We start from the raw sequence: 15,639 nt of genomic DNA, 5'->3' as shown, positions 1-15,639 counted from the left end.
GCCATGCGCAGCGTTGGCCATAACAAAGCCCTGGGCCTCTGGATGAACGGTCACCGTGTCGGGACATGGCGCATCGAGGCGGGCAACGATGTTCTGCAGTACGACGACGCCTGGGTGCATGATGTGGCTTTGCGCCGGCCCTTGTCCTTGTCACTGCCCTTCACACCGGGAAATGGTCCGCACAAAGGCGAGGCGGTGCGCTTCTATTTCCAGAATCTGCTGCCGGACAATGAGCAGATTTTGGAGCGCATCGCGCGCCGCTACAAAGTGGGTGCTACAGACCCCAATGCGCTGTTGCGGGAAATCGGCAGAGACTGCGTTGGCGCATTGCAGATCCTGCCCGCTGGTGAGGCGCCCCCCGAAGAGCCAGAGATGCAGTACGAGGTGCTGAGTGAGGCGGATGTGGCACGCCTGGTTCGCGCGGTAGTGAGCCCGACGCAGTCCGGCGATGGCGGTCTGGACGACGACGATTTCCGGATCTCGATTGCCGGGGCACAGGAGAAAACCGCGCTGCTTTACTGGGCTGGCCAATGGTGCAGGCCCCTGGGTGCAACACCCACTTCACACATCCTGAAATTGCCGCTGGGTCTGATTGGCAATATGCAGATCGACATGCGCCACTCGGTGGAGAACGAATGGCTGTGTTCAAAGCTGGTGGCCGCCTTTGGGATTCCGATTGCGCGCTGCGACATGCTGCGCTTTGAAGACCAGAAGGTGTTGGCCGTGGAACGCTTTGACCGGAGCGTATGGCAGGAGAAAGTCCTGGTGCGGATTCCGCAGGAGGACATGTGCCAGGCCAGCGGCGTCTCTCCGATTCTCAAATACGAGAGTGATGGCGGGCCCGGCGTCGACACCATCATGAATTTGCTGATGAGATCCAGAAATCCAGCAACAGACCGGTTCCAGTTCTTCATGGCACAGCTGTTGTTTTGGATGCTGTGCGGCACTGACGGCCATGCCAAGAACTTCAGCATCTTTTTGCGCCCCCAGGGTGTGTTCGAGATGACGCCGCTGTATGACGTGATCTCGGCTTACCCGATTTTGGGAGCCGGGCCTGGCAAGTTGTCGCCCCACAAGGCGCGCATGGCCATGGCCGTGCGTTCCAAAAATGCGCACTGGCACATGAACAAGATCATGCGCCGCCACTGGGAGGCTGTTGGCGAGCGCTATGGCATCCGCTCGCCCCAAGGCTTGGATGTGCGAACAATCATCGACCAGGTGGTAGAGATGACTCCGGACGTGATTGCACGCGTCGAAAAACAGCTGCCCCCTGACTTTCCGGAGAGCGTGTCAACGGCCATATTCCATGGCCTGCAAGACGCAGCGAACCGCCTGGGCAAAGTGCATGACTGAGCTGCCGTGTTGAGCCACGGCAGCGCTCGCCCCATCGTTGCATAGCTCAACCCGCCAAAACAGCCTCCAGCTTCGCACGCAGCGAAGTAGCGCGCTCCGGCACCCGGGGCAGCGCTGCCTGGGCGATGGACTGTGCCAGTGCAGCCTCACCCAGCAGCGCGGCGACCCGGGCCCAGGTGAGCAGGTGGGCGGGGTGCCTCTCCCGGTCCTGCGCAGCCTGCCGGGCGGCGGCCAGCAACGATGCGGGATAGTCGCTGAAAGGCGCAAAAAAGGCCTGGGACTGCCGCTGCCATTCCGACACCAGAAAGGCCACCGATTCGGCCGCCTCGTGTGCGCTGGCGCCGTAGGCCAACTCGGCGTCTGTGGCGTTGCGAAAGCCGGCGATGACCGAGCCGCGCCAGGCGCAGTCATGGTCGCGCATGGTTTGCGGCGCGGGCAGGGTGCCGCCGGCCACATCGCCCAGCGCCAACAGATGGGCCCCCAGGTTGACCTGGAACACTGCGCTGCGCGGGCGGTGCTGGATCTCGACGATGTGCACCACACTGCCGTCCAGCACACGCCGGGCGATATCGCCTTGGCGCACAAAGCCGGTGGCCTGCAGCAGCGGAAAGAACTGCGCACGCAGTTCGCTGGTAATCGTTTTACGGTCCATGGCTGTGGCTGGTGGGTGTTCGGGTGGATGGTGCAGACCGGGGGTCCGCAGCGCTTCCCAGCTTATAAACGGTTCTGGATGGCTTGCTTTGTCGTCGATCGCTACATGCGGAATCTACATATCGATTGAATGAAATCGTCGTTGCCTGACGACGCTATGCATTTCTACACTGGGTCCTCAGTCAAGGTTTCGCTGGCAAGGGCATGGTGCCCTGGCGAGGCGATCTCAGAAAGCATAGCTATGAAAAACAAGGTATGGGCGATGGTGGCGACCGCTGCGGTCGCAGCACTGGCATCGGGGGCGGTGTGGGCGGATCGCCTGCAGGATATCAAGCAGGCAGGGGTGCTGCGCGTGGCAGCCTTCGATGCCAATCCACCGTTTGGTTTTGTCGATCCCAAGACCCGCAAGATCGTGGGCCTGGATGTGGACTATGCGCAGGCCTTTGCGCAGCGCCTGGGGGTCAAGCTGCAGCTGGTGCCGACCAACCCGGCCAACCGCGTGCCGCTGCTGCTGTCGAACAAGGTCGATCTGGTGCTGGCCAATTTCACGATCACCGACGAGCGTGCCAAGCAGGTGGGCTTCAGCGTTCCCTACTTTGCCTCGGGCACCCAGTTCATCGCCGCCAAGGGCACGTTGACTTCGCCCGAGCAGCTGAACCAGCTGCGCATTGGCGTGGACAAGGGCACCACCAACGAGATCGTGTTGCGCGAGAAGCACCCGCAGGCCACCTTGGTGGCCTACGACGACACGCCGTTTGCGTTCACCGCGCTGCGCAATGGCAATGTGCAGGCCATCTCGCAAGACGGCCCCAAGCTGGTCGGCCTGCTGGCCACCATCAAGGACAAGAAGGAGCGCGACAAGTGGGAGGTGCCGGCGTTCACGATCTCCAGCGACTACATTGGCGTGGGCATTCCGAAGGGGGAAGCGGCATTGACCGATTTCGTCAACACCGCGTTGAAGGAGCTGGAGGCCAGCGGCCAGGCCGGCAAGATCTACGACACCTGGTTCGGGCCGCACAGCGCGACGCCGCTGGTGCGCAACTTCAAGATCGGCGACAAGCAATAAGCACCTAGCTGCTGCGCAGCCCCGCGTCCGACAAGACGCGGCTGCGTGCGTTTGGCGTTGGCATTTATGCAACTCTTGATGTCCTGGCTGGAGCCGCTGTGGCCCCATCTGCTGGCGGGCAAGTACTGGCGCTGGCTGCTCGATGGCTGGTGCACCACGGTGCTGGCGTCGTTGCTGGTGATTGCAGCATCCACGGTGCTGGGCATCGGCTTTGCGGTCGCGCGCAGTGCGGCCTGGGCGCCGCTGCGCTGGCTGGCGCTGGGCTACCTGTCGGTGTTTCGCAATACGCCGCTCCTGGTGCAGCTGTTCTTTTGGTACTTTGGTGTGCCCAGCCTGCTGCCGCCCGCGTGGATGGCCTGGCTCAACCAGGCGCACAGCCTGGCGCTGGGCCCGCTCAGCCTGGGCTGGCCGTCGCTGGAATTCCTCTCGGCCTGCATCGGCATGGTGTTCTATGCCACCGCCTACGTGGGCGAAGAGGTGCGCGCCGGCATCAACAGCGTGCCCGCCAGCCAGAGCCAGGCGGCGCGCTCGCTGGGCATGGATGGCTGGCAGTTGCTGCGCCACATCGTGCTGCCCCAGGCGCTGGCGCGCGTGGTGTCGCCGCTGATGGGCCAGTACATGAACATCGTCAAGAACACCTCGCTGGGCATGGCCATTGGCCTGGCCGAGCTCTCGTACCGGGCACGCCAGGCAGAGGCCGAAACCTTCCAGTCTTTCCAGGTCTACGGCATCACCACCTTGCTCTACATCGTGCTGATCATCGGGCTGGAGCTGCTCAGCCAGCACCTGGCCCAGCGCCGCCGCTGGGGCCGGGTGGAGGTGCGGCGCGCATGAACTTTGCTGCTCTGAGTGATGACTGGTGCTACCTGCTGCTGGGTACTTTCCCTGACGGACCGCCGGGCGGCGCGCTGCTGAGCCTGATCCTGAGCGCCGTCTCCGGCGTGCTGTCTGCGCTGCTGGGGCTGGCGCTGGGCATTGCACTGGTGATGGGGCGCGGCCGGGCCCTGCAGTGCCTGCGGGTGGTGCTGGGCTTTCTGCGCGCCATTCCGGTGCTGCTGCTGATCTTCTGGATTTATTTCTTGCTGCCGGTGCTGTTCCGGCTCGATGTGCCGGGCAGCTTCTCGGTGGTGTGCGCGCTGTCACTGGTCAGCGGCGCCTACCTGGCCCATGGCGTGGCCGCTGGCCTGCAGGCGATTGCGCCGGGCCAGTGGGATGCCGGCGCTGCACTGGGCCTGACGCGCTGGCAGGTGCTGCGCAGCCTGATCCTGCCCCAGGCGCTGGCGGTGATGCTGCCCTCGTTCGTCAACCAGTGGGTGACCCTGATCAAGGACAGCTCGCTGGCCTATATCGTCGGCGTGGGCGAGCTGTCCTTTCTGTCCACCCAGGTCAATGCGCGGCTGATGGTGCACCCGGCCGAGGTGTTCCTGCTGGTGGGCGCCATCTACTGGCTGATGTGCTCGGCGCTCAACCTGCTGGCCTGGGCGGTGGCGCGGCGTAGCCAGCCGCATTTGGTACGCTGAGTTGGCACGCTGATGCGGGCATGAAAAAAGGACGCCAGGCGTCCTTTTTGGGTCAGTGCTGCAGTGCCGCGATTACTGGTTTTTCAGCTCGGCGATGTAGGCATCGCGAGCCTTCACACCGGTGGGGGTGAAGTCGGTGAACACGCCGTCGATGCCCAGGCTGTAGTAGGCCAGGAACTCTTGCACCGGATCACCCTTGTAGATGCCAGCCAGGCGGCCCGCTTCGTTGCGGAAAGTGAAGCTGTGCACGATCAGGCCGGCCTTGTGGGCGTTGGCGATCAGGCCCGTGTCCTTGAGCGTGTTGACATCCTTCAGGCCGGCGCCTTCCTTGTACGGCACGACGGAATGGGCGAGGACCTGTGGCTTCCAGGGGCCGATGCCGTCGGCATAGGTCTTGATCTCGGCCAGGCCAGCAGGGGTCTGCATCACGGCAAAGGTGCGGGCATCGCCGGCGAGGGTCCAGCTGTAGGGGCGGCCACTGATGAAGGTCCATTCATCGGTGGTGATGTAGACCATCGAGCCGTCCTTGAGGTCGAAGTCATTGCCATCGATCAGCTGCACGCCCTTGGCCTTCATGCCGGCCTTGCGCAGGTACTTCAGGCTCTCGGGGTCAAAGCTCTGGATGTAGATGGCCGCGTCCTTGCTGTTGAGCTTGTTCTTCTCGAGCAGCGCCATCACCGCATCTTCAAACGGGTGGTTACCGGTGCCGCAACCGTTGGCGATCGCCTGCTGGTTGTTCCAGTAGGGGTTCTTGGTTTCGGCATACACGGGGATGGTGCGGCCCAGCGCCTTGCCCTTGGCCGCTGCGATGTCGATCACATCCTGGGCGCTGATCAGCGGCAGCTTGCCGTTCCACTCGGTGGGGCGGTCGGCGCGGTTGTCCAACGTGGTGCCGGCAATCCAGTCGCGCAGCTCCTGCATCGTGAAGTCGCTGATCGACCAGTCATTGGTGTGGTCTTCGCCATCCACAATCAGGGCCTTGAGCACCGACTTCTGGTTGCTGGGCTCGACCAGGTCCGTCAGATATTGGCTGGGGCCGTTGGCTGGAATGGCGGGGTACTTCACATCGACCAGCACGCCAGGGGTGGTGCGCTTGCGGGCTGCCACGGCGGAATTGGTCTTGGCTACATCGGCGATGTTGGTGCTGTCGCTCAGCCAGGCGTTATGGCGTGCCACCAACTGGCAGTCACGCGTCATGTGCATGTCCAGCTCCAGCATGTCGGCGCCGGCGTCTGCTGCCTTTTCGTAGGCCATGCGCGTCTGCTCGGGGTACATGCCGGAGTAGCCACGGTGCGCGATCACCTGGGGCTGTTTGCCGTCCAGGGTCTTGAAGCTGGGATCATCATCGCCGCCGCCACAAGCGGTCAGCAGCAGTGCGCCGCACAGGGCAGAGCCCAGCGCAGCCAGGCGAAATGTGGGTTGGTGTGTTGTCATCGTCCGTTGTCCCCAGGGTTGGTGAATCAGCAAGTGGATGGATGCTGCGGGGACGGTATGACGGCGCTGTGACAATGTAAAGCGCGCGTCTACGGCTCACAACAGGCGAGGTGTGCGGGCCCCTTGCTGGCCGTTGAAAGCTTCTGTAGAGCACCTCCGCACCGGTTGCCGCAGGCATCCGCATCCAGCGCACCAGCGTAGTGCAAGCCCGGTGGCGGGCCCAGTGTTTTCGATGCTGCAGCGCGTCAACTGTGGTGTTCTGTCCAATCGCCAATCAGGCGCGGCCCAGCCACCATACCAGGCCCAGCGCCAGCGCCGCAGGCACGGCAAAGTTGACGAGCAGGATGGGCAGCTCTTGCGCAACGGTGTAGCCGGCCTTGTGCACCCCCACCCACATATTGACCAGCGCCACGGCCAGCCAGACGGGGATGAAATATTTGGCGGCCAGCATGATGCTGGCCGCATCGGCACCCCAGAGCTTGCCCAGCAGGGCAAAGACGGCCAACAGCAGCAGGCCGGTCAGCATGACCAAAATCATATGCATGGGCAACTCCTTGTAGTGGCCGGAGGGCGCGGCCCTCCGTGGGCTTATTTTGTCGTATAGCCGCCGTTGATCAGAATCGTCTGTCCGGTGATCCACCAGCCATCGCTCACCAGGTGGCGCACAAAGGGCACCACATCTTCGATGTCGGTCAGGCCCGTCTGGCTGAACGGCGACAGCGCGGCTGCGCTCTTGTGGTAGGCCTGGGCATCGGCGCTCTCCTGGCCGTAGAAGAAGGGCGTGTCCATGGGACCGGGGCCCACGGCGGTGACCGAGATGCCCCGCGTGCCCAGCTCCTTGGCCGCTGCGCGGGTGTAGTGTTCCACAGGCGCCTTGGTGCCCGCGTAGGACGAATAGAACGGCGTGAACGCGCCCAGCAGCGAGGTGACCAGGGTGCAGATCTTGCCGCCGTCGTTCACCTGCTTGCCCGCCTCTTTCAGAAAGAAGAAAGCCGCCTTGTTGTTGACCGCATCCATCTCGTCGAACTCGGCCTCGCTGATCTCGGACATCGGCTTTTTCAGCACCTTGCCGACGGTGTTGATCGCGATGTCGGGGCGGCCCACAGCGGCCACCGCATCGGCAAACAGCTTTTCCACGGCAGCGGCCGTGGTCAGGTCCGCTTGCAGGATCACCGCCTTGGCGCCGAGCTTGTGCAATGCAGCCAGCGTCTTTTCGGCATCCGCCTTGCTGGCGGCGCTGTTGTAGTGGATGGCGACGGCCTGGGCGCCGTGGTGGACGAAATCGGTCGCCAGCAGGCCCCCGAGGTTCTTGGCGCCGCCAGCGATCAGAACGGTCTTGCCTTGGAGGCTGTGCTTGGGATGGGACATGAAAAGCTCCTGTGATGGGGGAAGCTGTTCAGCGTAATTGGTCATAAATCAAAGATAAATATAGAATTTATTCCATGTTTATCCATGATTTACTAACAATGACTGCGCTGCAGAGGTGCCATGGACCGCATTGATCTGTTGCGCATCTTCTTGCGCGTGGCGGCCACCGGCAGCTTCTCCCAGGCGGCCGACCAGCTGGCGCTGCCCCGGCCCACCGTGTCACTGGCGGTGCAGCAGCTGGAAGCCCGGCTGGGCACGCGCCTGCTCCACCGCACCACGCGCAAGGTGGCGCTGACCTTGGACGGCCAGGCGCTGGTCGACAGGGCCAGCAGCCTGGTCAACGACATGCAGGATCTGGAGCAGCGCTTCCGCCCGCAGTCGCATGCGGTGGCGGGGCGCCTGCGCATCGATGTGCCCAGCCGCGTGGCACGCTTGATCGTAGCCCCTGCATTGCCCGCTCTGCTGGCGCAGCACCCGGGGCTGGAGGTGGACCTGGGCTCCAGCGACCGGGCGGTGGACCTGGTGCAGGAGCACATCGACTGCGCGTTGCGCGTGGGCCCGCTGGCGGACAGTTCGCTGGTGGCCAAGGCGCTGGGCAGCATGGCGCTGATCAACTGCGCCAGTCCCGCCTACCTGGCCCGGCATGGCATGCCGCAAAGCCCGGCGGAGCTGGCAGGCCACCTGAGCGTGCGCTACAACTCGCCCACCACGGGGCGCGCTGCCGCCTGGGAATGGGTGGAGGGCGGCGCCGGGCACAGCATGGCGCTGCCGGGCACCGTGGGGGCCAACCATGTGGAGAGCTATATTGCCTGCGCGCTGGCCGGTCTGGGGCTGATCCAGATACCGCGCTATGACGTGCAGGGCCATCTGCAATCGGGAGAATTGGTCGAGGTGCTGCAGGCCTACCCGCCGCCCGCTTTGCCGGTGCATGTGCTCTACCTGCATCGCGCGCACCTGTCACGCCGGGTGCGGGTGTTCATCGACTGGATGGCGCAGCTGTTGGTGCAGGCCGGGGCGATTGCGCCGGGCACGGCCGGCGCTTCCAACCCGCCATGACAAAGAGCCTCTCACGCGATAGGGCGTTGAGAGGCTCTTGCGGGGGAGCGGGCGGATCCCACCCGAAGTGCAGCGGCCAGGGCAGCCGGGTCTTCAGGAGGTAATGTGCTCAGTAGCGGCCACCGCCATAGCCGCCATTGCCGTAACCCACGTCGGAACGGCCGCTCGAACGGTAGCCGGCATCACCATAGCCGCCAGCGGTGCGGGATGCTTCACGCGGGCGGGCCAGGTTGACGACGATCTGGCGCCCGTCCACCGACATGCCATTGAGGGCGTCGATCGCTGCTTGAGCCACTTCGGCGGAGGCCATTTCGACAAAGCCAAAGCCCTTGGAGCGGCCGGTCTCGCGGTCCATCATGACCTTGGCCGAGTTCACGGTGCCGAATTCGGAGAAGTTGTCGTGGAGGTTGGAATCGGTCACCGAGTAGGGCAGGTTGCCCACATAGATTTTGTTGCTCATGTCAGAGCCTTTCTCAAAGAGGTTGCGCCACGCAGCGCAGGGGTGGAATGCAAGCGCCGGGATCGGCGTTGCATCGCAAAGGGGCGAAATGGAGTGGTTGCTACCGGGCCATCAACAGACGGGGGGCTTGGGCATCGACGATTGGAGCCAGCCCTGGGTCACGGCAAAGATGCGTGCTGCTTCTGCAGTGGCGAATGTCTTGTCGAAGCGGAACACGCGGCAATAGCTGCCGTTGCCTCCGGATCGCTGAACGGAGAAGGACGCGCCGAAGCGTCCGTTGGGGGCCGGGTGGGTCGAGGGGGAAACGACGTACTTCCCGATGGCAATAAAAGTCTTGGAAATGGGGATCAATCAGGGGCACAGGCTGTGGCCGCCTGTGTGAGCGGGGAGATAAACGGTTGCCTGCTGCTCTACAGACCAACCAGGCGAAGGTCGCCAGGAATGCGGCTTGCGCAGTGCTGGGCCGCTGCGCAAGAAAGAGGCTTGCCCATAGGGCACTGCCCCTGCAAGCGATCCACTATATAGCATCGGTTATAAAAAAGCCAGTTTTTATTGTTTTATTACATAACGCAGACATGGCTACCGTCCCGCCAACGCCGCGCCGGACTGGGCTGGGCTGCATCAGCGTGCGCCAGCGGCCGTCAGCATCTCCACCATCGCGCTGTAGCCGCGCTGGCGCGCATGGGCCAGTGGCGTAACGCCGTCCTTGTCGGCCAGGTTCACATCGGCCTTGGCATCGATCAGCAGTTGCAGGATCTGCTGGTGGCGCGGCCCGCCGTCGCTCAGGATGATGGCCTCCATCAGCGCCGTCCAGCCCAGGCGGTTGACATGGTTCACATCGACGCCGGCCTGGATGAGGGTGCGCACCGTATCTACGTGGCCGCGCTCGGCCGCCGGAATCAGCGCGGTGCCGCCATAGCGGTTGGTGCTGCGCAGGTCGGCGCCATGGGCCAGGGTCATCTGCAGGATCTCCTGGTGGCCACGCGCGCCGGCATAGAGGTAGGGGCTGTCTTCGATGTTGTCCTTGGCGTTCACATCGGCGCCGGCGTCGATCAAGGCCTTGGCCGCCGCCACCTGGTTGCTCTGGGTCGCTACCAGCAAGGGCGTGCGGCCCTGGGCATCGCGCGCATCGATGGCGCTGGCGCCCCCGTTTTGCAGCAGTTGCTGGATGCGGCTGCTGTTGTTGGCAGCCGCTGCCTGGTGCAGGGCGAGCGTGGTCATGTTCTGTGCGTGGGCAGCGGGCTGCGTCAGTTGAAAGGCCAGGCCAAGGCAGAGGCTGAGCAAGGGGCGCATCGGGTCTCCTTACAGCGGGGGTATGGCAGCCGAGTCCATCCCCTCCAGTTCATATACTCCCAAAACCATAGCTGGTCTTGAAGGATTTACGGGTGTGAAAGGCCATTCTTGCACAAGAATTGAAGGCCAATGGAGATGAGAGGCAACGGAGTGGAGAGACGAATGGGTGGGAGCCATGCGCGCAGGCAGCAGCGCGGCCATGCGGCGCTGCTGGTGCTGGGCGGGGTGGTGATGGTGGCGCTCGGGGTGCTGCTGTTCTGGCTGTGGCTGCCGCTGCTGATCGCGGTGGCCGCAGGCGGGCTGGTGTTTGTGCTGCTGTCACAGGTGGGCCGTATCGGCTGGATGCTGGAAGGGCGGCGCGCGCTGCGCGATCCGGCGTTGCGGATGGAGGACGGGCGCTTGCGCACGCCGGTGTGGCTGCCGTTTTACGCCATGCTGGCAGCCCTGGTGGCCACGGCCTGCGGCTGGATGGTGTTGTTCCTGCTGCCCGACAGCCTGCACCCGGCCGAGATGGTGCAGATGGGCACGGGCCTGGCTGGTGCCATTGTGGTGCTGGTGGCCGTGTGGCTGCTGGGGCAGCTCAGCACCGGCTGGTCACTGCTGCGCCAGGGCCAGGCCTGGAATGCGCGCCGCATGTCGCCCGAATGGTGGGTTTGGGCGGCGATCGCCTTTGTGCCGGCCATGCTGGCCATGGGCCTGCTGGCGCCAGACCGGGCTGGGCTGCAGGCATGGGGCCTGCAATGGCGCGGTTATGACAGCCAGCCGCTCCGTATCCAGCTGGCGCCCGCCAGCCACCCTGAGCAGGCGCGCCTGCGCGATGCCGCCTTGCTGGAGCTGGTGCAGCCTTTGCTGGTGCAGGGCAGCCGCCGTATCCGTGCCAGCATGCGCAGCCGCCACGGCAGCAGCCACTGGACGGCCGCCCTGCCGGCGCGCTACCGGCTGCAGGGCGATGTGCTCGATATCCAATTGGCAGGCCGCCTGGATCCGGAGGGGCTGCAGCGCTATGCGCAGCAGCTGCAGCAGCTGGGCGCGGGCGACCACGCCGCGCTGCGCTGGTTGGCCGCGGCGCAATGCCTGCCGGCCCCCAGTGCGATGGCGGCCCTCAGCGCGGCAGCGCGGCGCGCGCAGGGGGCACAGATGCAGGCCTGCGCGCAGCAGCGCAGCCAGGCCTTGCAAGCGCTGGGCGCGCAGCTGCAGGGGCAGATCCTGCAGGTGGAGCTATTGCCGCTGGCGCACTACCGGCCCTGGCCCCGGCGCGGCGGCTGGCAGGCCGTGGCCTTGCCCACGGGGGACGAGGCTTTGAACGACCTGCCGATGCTGGCGCATTGAGGCGTGGCGCGGCGGCTTTTTACAGCGCCAGATCCGTCCACTGCCCGGGCTCCAGGCCATCGAGCGTATAGGGGCCGATCGCCATGCGCACCAGGCGCAGGGTGGGGTGGCCGACGGCGGCCGTCATGCGCCGCACCTGGCGGTTACGGCCTTCGCGGATGATGAGCTCGATCCAGCAATCGGGCACGCTCTGGCGCACGCGGATCGGCGGGTGGCGGGGCCACATCGCCGGCTGCGGGTCGAGCATGCGCACCTGGGCAGGCAGGGTCCTGCCGTCTTTCAGGTCCACGCCATCGCGCAGCTGCTGCAAGGCCGCTGCATCGGGGATGCCTTCCACCTGCACCCAGTAGGTCTTGGCCATCTTGTGGCGCGGGTCGGCAATGCGGGCCTGCAGCTGGCCGTCGTTGGTCAGCAGCAGCAGGCCTTCGCTGTCGCCATCGAGCCGGCCAGCCACATAGACGCCAGGCACATCGATAAAGTCCTTGAGGCCTTGCCAGCGCCCCTCGGGCGTGAACTGGCTGACGACGCCATAGGGCTTGTGAAAACCCAACAGCCGTGGCGGACCGGCCGGACTGGCGGGCTTGGAAGCTTTGAGGAATTGAACGGGCCCGCCGCTCTTGCGCGGGCGCATGCGTGGCCCGGGCATCAGCGCTGCACGGGGCTCAGGGTGGCCCGCAGGCGCTCGCCGGGTGCGGTCTCCGGCGGCGGCGGCGTGGTCTCCAGCGCTTCTTCCACGTTGCCGATGTGGGCCAGCATCAGCGCGCGGGCCTGCTCGGCGTCGCCGCGCTCCAGCGCTTGGACAATGCTCGCGTGGTCGGCGCAGGACTGCTCGGCGCTGTGGTCGGACTGGTAGAGCGTTGCTGCCAAGGTGGTGCGGGCGGTCAGGTCGCGCAGGGTATCGGCCAGCAGACGGTGGCCCATGTTCTCGGCCAGGCAGACATGGAAATCGGCCAGCAGGAAGGCGCGCGTGGCGGCATCGGCGCCCTGGATCGCGCGCTGCTCCTCGTCGATATGCAGGCGCAGCTGGCGGATCACCTGCTGCATCGGGCGGCCTGCCGTCTCCAGGATGCCGGCCTCGATGATGCGGCGGGCGGCAAAGGCGTCGCGCGCCTCCTCGGCACTGGGCTGCACCACATACCAGCCCCGGCGCGGCTGCACCTGCACAAAGCCGCGCGCCTGCAGCTGCATCAGCGCCTCACGCACCAGGGTGCGGCTGACCGAGAAGTTGTCCGCCAGCGCCTGCTCTCCCAGGCGCTCTCCTGGCGACAGCTTCTGTGCGAGGATGGCTTCGACAACGCGTTCCGCGATGGTGGTGGGGCTGACAGCAGTCATGAGGCTCAGGCGTGGGGTGTGGACAGCTCCGATTGTGCCGTGTCTTGCGGCAGCTTCTCGCCATTGAGCACCTTATGGGCCCGCTCGCGGTCGATATCGCCTTCCCAGGACGCAATCGCCACGGTCGCCACGCAGTTGCCGATCAGGTTGCCCAGCGCGCGGGCAATACCCATGAACCAGTCCACCGACAGCACCAGCACCAGGCCGATGGCCGGGATCGCGGGGATCGCATGCAAGGTGGCGGCCAGCACCACAATGGCCGAGCCCGGCACGCCATGCGCACCCTTGGAGGTCACCAGCGCAATGGCCAGGATGGTCAGCAGATCGGTCATCGAGATCGGCGTGTTGGTGGCCTGCGCAATGAAGACCGCTGCCAACGTGATGTAGATCGAGAACGCGTCGAGGTTGAACGAGTAGCCGGTGGGAATCACCAGGCCGACGGTGGAGTCGCGGATGCCCAGGTGGCGCAGCTTGGCCATGATCTGGGGCAGCACGCTGTCGGACGAGGTGGTGGCGAAGACGACCATCAGCTCTTCGCGCAGGTAGCGCAGCAGCTTGATCAGGCTGAAGCCCGAGACGCGCATCGCAAAACCCAGCACGACAAAAACGAAGAAGGCGACTGCGACATAGAACAGCAGCACCAGCATGCCCAGCTGCTTGAGCGAGCCCACGCCGTACTGGCCGACGGTAAACGCAATCGCACCCAGCACGCCCAGCGGCGCCAGCTTGATGATGATGCCCATCACCTTGAACAGCACATGCGACATGGTGTCGATCAACAGGCTGACCGGCGCGCCGCGCTCGCCCAGCATCGTCAGGCCGCAGCCAAACAGCACGGCAAACAGCAGCACCTGCAGCACATCGCCAGTGGCAAAGGCCTGCACCACGGTGGTGGGGATCAGCTTCATCAGGAAATCGACCGTGCCGCCGCTGGTCAGCTTGTCGGCATTGCTGGCGTAAGCGCTCATCGCCGAGGCATCGAGCTTGCTCGGGTCCACGTTCATGCCTGCACCAGGTTGGAACACAAAGGCCAGCACCAGGCCCAGAACCAGTGCAATGGTGGTCAGCACCTCGAAATAGATCAGCGCCTTGACGCCGACCCTGCCCACGCGCTTGAGGTCGCCCGCCCCGGCAATGCCATGCACCACCACGCAGAACACCAGCACCGGGATGATCATCTTGATGAGCTTGATGAAGCCATCGCCCAAAGGCTTGAGTTTGACGGCCCATTCCGGCGCCAGCAGGCCGACGATGACCCCGATGATGAGAGCCACCACCACCTGCCCGAACAGCGATCTGACAAAGCGACGCATACGCATTCCTTTTGAGTTTGTATACAAGTTATAGATTTCTTGTATGCAAAAATGTACCCAAGCACAAAGCATTTGGTGAACAGGGATTACCCGTGAGTGTTCACCGACTTGTGCGGCCTCGGAGACAGAAGCAAAAAGCCTGCCATGCAAGATGCAAGACAGGCTTTGTATGCAAGGAATGCAGCATTCTGCAACGGCCCGCTCAGGGCCGTGCGGGGCGATCAGGCCTTTTCGACGGCTGCGACCACCACCACTTCGATCTTGTAATCGGGGTTGCCCAAGGTGGCCTGCACGGTGGCGCGGGGCGGCGTGTGGCCGGGGGCGACCCAGGCGTCCCAGACGCTGTTCATCTGGCCGATCTCGGTGATGTCGGTCAGGTAGATCTGGCACTGCAGGATGCTGGCCTTGCTCGATCCGGCCTCGCCCAGCAGGCGGTCGATATGGCCCAGCACTTCTTGCGTTTGGGTGACGATATCGGCACCGGGGTTGTTCTCGGGGATCTGGCCCGCCAGGTAGACGGTGCCGTTGTGGATGGCGGTTTCGGACAGGCGTGCGCCGACGTGGCGGCGGTCGATGGCAGAGGTCATGCTCGTCTTTCGGTAACGGAGGGGGATACGCAAAAATCATAGCGCATCGCCAGGCCCGTGCGCAGGCACAAGGCTGTTGCGGCACAATGGCCCTCTTTGCCGTTGCTGCCTCTGCCGCCCACCATGACCGACCGCTTTTCTGAATCGCTCCAAGCGCTGAACCAGCCCGTTTGGGATGCCTGCATCCACCACCGCTTCATTGACGAGATGCGGGCCGGCAGCCTGGACGATGCGGTGCTGCGCCGCTACCTGGTGCAGGACTACCAGTTCATCAACCAGTTCGTGGCGCTGCTGGGCGCGGCCATCGCCAGTGCCGACAGCTTTGCGCCGCGCGTGCGGCTGGCGCAGTTTGCGGCGATGATCACCAGCGACGAGAACACCTATTTCCAGCGCAGCTTGGACGAGCTGCAGGTGCCCGCGCAGGAGCGCGAGACACCGCCGCTGACGCTGCCGACCGTGCAGTTCCAGGCGCTGATGGGCCAGGCCGCGCGCAGCCAGAAATACGCCAACTGCCTGGCCGTGCTCTGCGTGGCCGAAGGCCTGTACCTGGACGGCTTTGACCAGCCCGGCCAGACCCTGCCGCCGCGCTTTGTGCATGCCGAATGGATCAGCCTGCATGCCAACGACTTCTTCCGCGATTTTGTGGGCTGGCTGCGTGCTGAGCTCGACCGCATGGGCGAAAGCATCGACCCCGATGCACGCGCCGAGGCGGCCGATTATTTCAGCCGCGCGGTCGCGCTGGAGCAGGCGTTTTTTGACCATGTCTACCAGCCGCCCAGCGCCGACTGAACGCCGCGCCAGCCATCGAGACGACGAGACATTCCATGACAACAGCCAGCCCCTGGCCGGGCGGCACCCCATCCCTTCAGCGAGTCAT

General features: G+C 64.7%; 18 protein-coding genes. 7 read left to right on the top strand and 11 right to left on the bottom strand.

Annotated features, from left to right (window positions below; all coding sequences use genetic code 11):
- The first annotated feature begins 3 nt into the window (after positions 1-3).
- A complete protein-coding gene (locus ACHWUQ_RS10145) occupies positions 4-1,353 on the top strand; it encodes a type II toxin-antitoxin system HipA family toxin (RefSeq protein ID WP_394681045.1) in 1,350 nt (449 codons plus the stop codon).
- 46 nt (positions 1,354-1,399) lie between these two features.
- On the opposite strand, the gene ACHWUQ_RS10140 is transcribed toward ACHWUQ_RS10145, so the two are convergent.
- The gene (locus ACHWUQ_RS10140) at positions 1,400-2,005 is read right to left on the bottom strand and encodes a DUF4304 domain-containing protein (protein WP_394681044.1); all 606 of its coding nucleotides are present in this window, start codon (positions 2,003-2,005) and stop codon (positions 1,400-1,402) included.
- Between the two features lie 240 nt (positions 2,006-2,245).
- On the opposite strand from ACHWUQ_RS10140, the gene ACHWUQ_RS10135 reads away from it, so the two are divergent.
- From ACHWUQ_RS10135 to ACHWUQ_RS10125, 3 genes are all read left to right on the top strand, one after another.
- A complete protein-coding gene (locus ACHWUQ_RS10135) occupies positions 2,246-3,070 on the top strand; it encodes an ABC transporter substrate-binding protein (RefSeq protein ID WP_394681043.1) in 825 nt (274 codons plus the stop codon).
- 66 nt (positions 3,071-3,136) lie between these two features.
- Positions 3,137-3,904, top strand: a complete 768-nt coding sequence (locus ACHWUQ_RS10130; RefSeq protein ID WP_394681042.1) for an amino acid ABC transporter permease — start codon at positions 3,137-3,139, stop codon at positions 3,902-3,904.
- The gene (locus ACHWUQ_RS10125; RefSeq protein ID WP_394681041.1) at positions 3,901-4,590 is read left to right on the top strand and encodes an amino acid ABC transporter permease; all 690 of its coding nucleotides are present in this window, start codon (positions 3,901-3,903) and stop codon (positions 4,588-4,590) included. The genes ACHWUQ_RS10130 and ACHWUQ_RS10125 overlap by 4 nt, the downstream gene beginning before the upstream one ends.
- 72 nt (positions 4,591-4,662) lie before the next feature.
- Here ACHWUQ_RS10125 and ACHWUQ_RS10120 read toward each other — a convergent pair whose 3' ends face one another.
- The 3 genes from ACHWUQ_RS10120 to ACHWUQ_RS10110 all read right to left on the bottom strand — a co-directional run bounded on the left by ACHWUQ_RS10120 (position 4,663) and on the right by ACHWUQ_RS10110 (position 7,392).
- The gene (locus ACHWUQ_RS10120) at positions 4,663-6,024 is read right to left on the bottom strand and encodes a glycerophosphodiester phosphodiesterase family protein (protein ID WP_394681040.1); all 1,362 of its coding nucleotides are present in this window, start codon (positions 6,022-6,024) and stop codon (positions 4,663-4,665) included.
- A gap of 274 nt (positions 6,025-6,298) precedes the next feature.
- On the bottom strand, positions 6,299-6,568 hold the full coding sequence (locus ACHWUQ_RS10115) for a hypothetical protein (protein WP_394681039.1): 270 nt from the start codon (positions 6,566-6,568) through the stop codon (positions 6,299-6,301).
- Positions 6,569-6,612: 44 nt separating this feature from the next.
- Entirely contained in the window at positions 6,613-7,392 is a 780-nt protein-coding gene (locus ACHWUQ_RS10110) for an SDR family oxidoreductase (RefSeq protein WP_394681038.1), read from the bottom strand.
- 120 nt (positions 7,393-7,512) lie between these two features.
- Between ACHWUQ_RS10110 and ACHWUQ_RS10105 the strand changes: the two genes are divergently transcribed.
- Positions 7,513-8,448, top strand: a complete 936-nt coding sequence (locus ACHWUQ_RS10105; RefSeq protein WP_239810151.1) for a LysR family transcriptional regulator — start codon at positions 7,513-7,515, stop codon at positions 8,446-8,448.
- A gap of 109 nt (positions 8,449-8,557) precedes the next feature.
- Here the strand turns inward: ACHWUQ_RS10105 and ACHWUQ_RS10100 are convergent, their stop codons facing one another.
- The 3 genes from ACHWUQ_RS10100 to ACHWUQ_RS10090 all read right to left on the bottom strand — a co-directional run bounded on the left by ACHWUQ_RS10100 (position 8,558) and on the right by ACHWUQ_RS10090 (position 10,201).
- Positions 8,558-8,908 (bottom strand): RNA-binding protein, encoded by a 351-nt coding sequence (locus ACHWUQ_RS10100; protein WP_239810152.1) that lies wholly within the window; start codon positions 8,906-8,908, stop codon positions 8,558-8,560.
- 111 nt (positions 8,909-9,019) lie between these two features.
- On the bottom strand, positions 9,020-9,229 hold the full coding sequence (locus ACHWUQ_RS10095; protein WP_230774304.1) for a hypothetical protein: 210 nt from the start codon (positions 9,227-9,229) through the stop codon (positions 9,020-9,022).
- Positions 9,230-9,529: 300 nt separating this feature from the next.
- Positions 9,530-10,201 (bottom strand): ankyrin repeat domain-containing protein, encoded by a 672-nt coding sequence (locus ACHWUQ_RS10090; protein WP_394681037.1) that lies wholly within the window; start codon positions 10,199-10,201, stop codon positions 9,530-9,532.
- Between the two features lie 162 nt (positions 10,202-10,363).
- On the opposite strand from ACHWUQ_RS10090, the gene ACHWUQ_RS10085 reads away from it, so the two are divergent.
- Positions 10,364-11,530, top strand: coding sequence for a hypothetical protein (locus ACHWUQ_RS10085; protein WP_394681036.1), 1,167 nt, complete (start codon positions 10,364-10,366; stop codon positions 11,528-11,530).
- A 19-nt stretch (positions 11,531-11,549) separates the two neighbouring features.
- Here ACHWUQ_RS10085 and ACHWUQ_RS10080 read toward each other — a convergent pair whose 3' ends face one another.
- The 4 genes from ACHWUQ_RS10080 to ACHWUQ_RS10065 form a co-directional block, all read right to left on the bottom strand.
- Positions 11,550-12,161 (bottom strand): pseudouridine synthase, encoded by a 612-nt coding sequence (locus ACHWUQ_RS10080; RefSeq protein WP_239810154.1) that lies wholly within the window; start codon positions 12,159-12,161, stop codon positions 11,550-11,552.
- A gap of 14 nt (positions 12,162-12,175) precedes the next feature.
- Positions 12,176-12,862: a GntR family transcriptional regulator gene (locus tag ACHWUQ_RS10075; RefSeq protein WP_239810155.1), complete on the bottom strand. Its 687-nt coding sequence runs from the start codon at positions 12,860-12,862 to the stop codon at positions 12,176-12,178.
- Between the two features lie 5 nt (positions 12,863-12,867).
- The gene (locus ACHWUQ_RS10070; protein ID WP_239810156.1) at positions 12,868-14,175 is read right to left on the bottom strand and encodes a C4-dicarboxylate transporter DctA; all 1,308 of its coding nucleotides are present in this window, start codon (positions 14,173-14,175) and stop codon (positions 12,868-12,870) included.
- A gap of 221 nt (positions 14,176-14,396) precedes the next feature.
- Entirely contained in the window at positions 14,397-14,762 is a 366-nt protein-coding gene (locus tag ACHWUQ_RS10065; protein WP_230773740.1) for a RidA family protein, read from the bottom strand.
- 123 nt (positions 14,763-14,885) lie between these two features.
- Here ACHWUQ_RS10065 and ACHWUQ_RS10060 point away from each other — a divergent pair, with 123 nt between their 5' ends.
- Positions 14,886-15,551 carry a TenA family protein gene (locus ACHWUQ_RS10060; RefSeq protein WP_239810157.1) on the top strand — a complete coding sequence of 222 codons (666 nt, stop codon included), beginning with the start codon at positions 14,886-14,888 and terminating at the stop codon, positions 15,549-15,551.
- Positions 15,552-15,639 lie beyond the last annotated feature (88 nt).

The organism is uncultured Comamonas sp. (assembly GCF_964277875.1).
Classification (GTDB): Bacteria; Pseudomonadota; Gammaproteobacteria; order Burkholderiales; family Burkholderiaceae_C; genus Comamonas; species Comamonas sediminis.
Note: the sequence above shows the minus strand (reverse complement) of the source record. Positions and strands in the feature narration are given on the sequence as shown.

What these genes read in the sequence shown, in the direction of transcription:
- ACHWUQ_RS10140 (WP_394681044.1), bottom strand. Translation starts at nt 2,005, where the DNA reads ATGGACCGTAAAACGATTACCAGCGAACTGCGTGCGCAGTTCTTTCCG.
- ACHWUQ_RS10135 (WP_394681043.1), top strand. Translation starts at nt 2,246, where the DNA reads ATGAAAAACAAGGTATGGGCGATGGTGGCGACCGCTGCGGTCGCAGCA.
- ACHWUQ_RS10070 (WP_239810156.1), bottom strand. Translation starts at nt 14,175, where the DNA reads ATGCGTCGCTTTGTCAGATCGCTGTTCGGGCAGGTGGTGGTGGCTCTC.
- ACHWUQ_RS10145 (WP_394681045.1), top strand. Translation starts at nt 4, where the DNA reads ATGCGCAGCGTTGGCCATAACAAAGCCCTGGGCCTCTGGATGAACGGT.
- ACHWUQ_RS10075 (WP_239810155.1), bottom strand. Translation starts at nt 12,862, where the DNA reads ATGACTGCTGTCAGCCCCACCACCATCGCGGAACGCGTTGTCGAAGCC.
- ACHWUQ_RS10120 (WP_394681040.1), bottom strand. Translation starts at nt 6,024, where the DNA reads ATGACAACACACCAACCCACATTTCGCCTGGCTGCGCTGGGCTCTGCC.
- ACHWUQ_RS10085 (WP_394681036.1), top strand. Translation starts at nt 10,364, where the DNA reads ATGGGTGGGAGCCATGCGCGCAGGCAGCAGCGCGGCCATGCGGCGCTG.
- ACHWUQ_RS10065 (WP_230773740.1), bottom strand. Translation starts at nt 14,762, where the DNA reads ATGACCTCTGCCATCGACCGCCGCCACGTCGGCGCACGCCTGTCCGAA.
- ACHWUQ_RS10105 (WP_239810151.1), top strand. Translation starts at nt 7,513, where the DNA reads ATGGACCGCATTGATCTGTTGCGCATCTTCTTGCGCGTGGCGGCCACC.
- ACHWUQ_RS10090 (WP_394681037.1), bottom strand. Translation starts at nt 10,201, where the DNA reads ATGCGCCCCTTGCTCAGCCTCTGCCTTGGCCTGGCCTTTCAACTGACG.
- ACHWUQ_RS10110 (WP_394681038.1), bottom strand. Translation starts at nt 7,392, where the DNA reads ATGTCCCATCCCAAGCACAGCCTCCAAGGCAAGACCGTTCTGATCGCT.
- ACHWUQ_RS10080 (WP_239810154.1), bottom strand. Translation starts at nt 12,161, where the DNA reads ATGCGCCCGCGCAAGAGCGGCGGGCCCGTTCAATTCCTCAAAGCTTCC.
- ACHWUQ_RS10060 (WP_239810157.1), top strand. Translation starts at nt 14,886, where the DNA reads ATGACCGACCGCTTTTCTGAATCGCTCCAAGCGCTGAACCAGCCCGTT.
- ACHWUQ_RS10115 (WP_394681039.1), bottom strand. Translation starts at nt 6,568, where the DNA reads ATGCATATGATTTTGGTCATGCTGACCGGCCTGCTGCTGTTGGCCGTC.
- ACHWUQ_RS10100 (WP_239810152.1), bottom strand. Translation starts at nt 8,908, where the DNA reads ATGAGCAACAAAATCTATGTGGGCAACCTGCCCTACTCGGTGACCGAT.
- ACHWUQ_RS10125 (WP_394681041.1), top strand. Translation starts at nt 3,901, where the DNA reads ATGAACTTTGCTGCTCTGAGTGATGACTGGTGCTACCTGCTGCTGGGT.
- ACHWUQ_RS10130 (WP_394681042.1), top strand. Translation starts at nt 3,137, where the DNA reads ATGCAACTCTTGATGTCCTGGCTGGAGCCGCTGTGGCCCCATCTGCTG.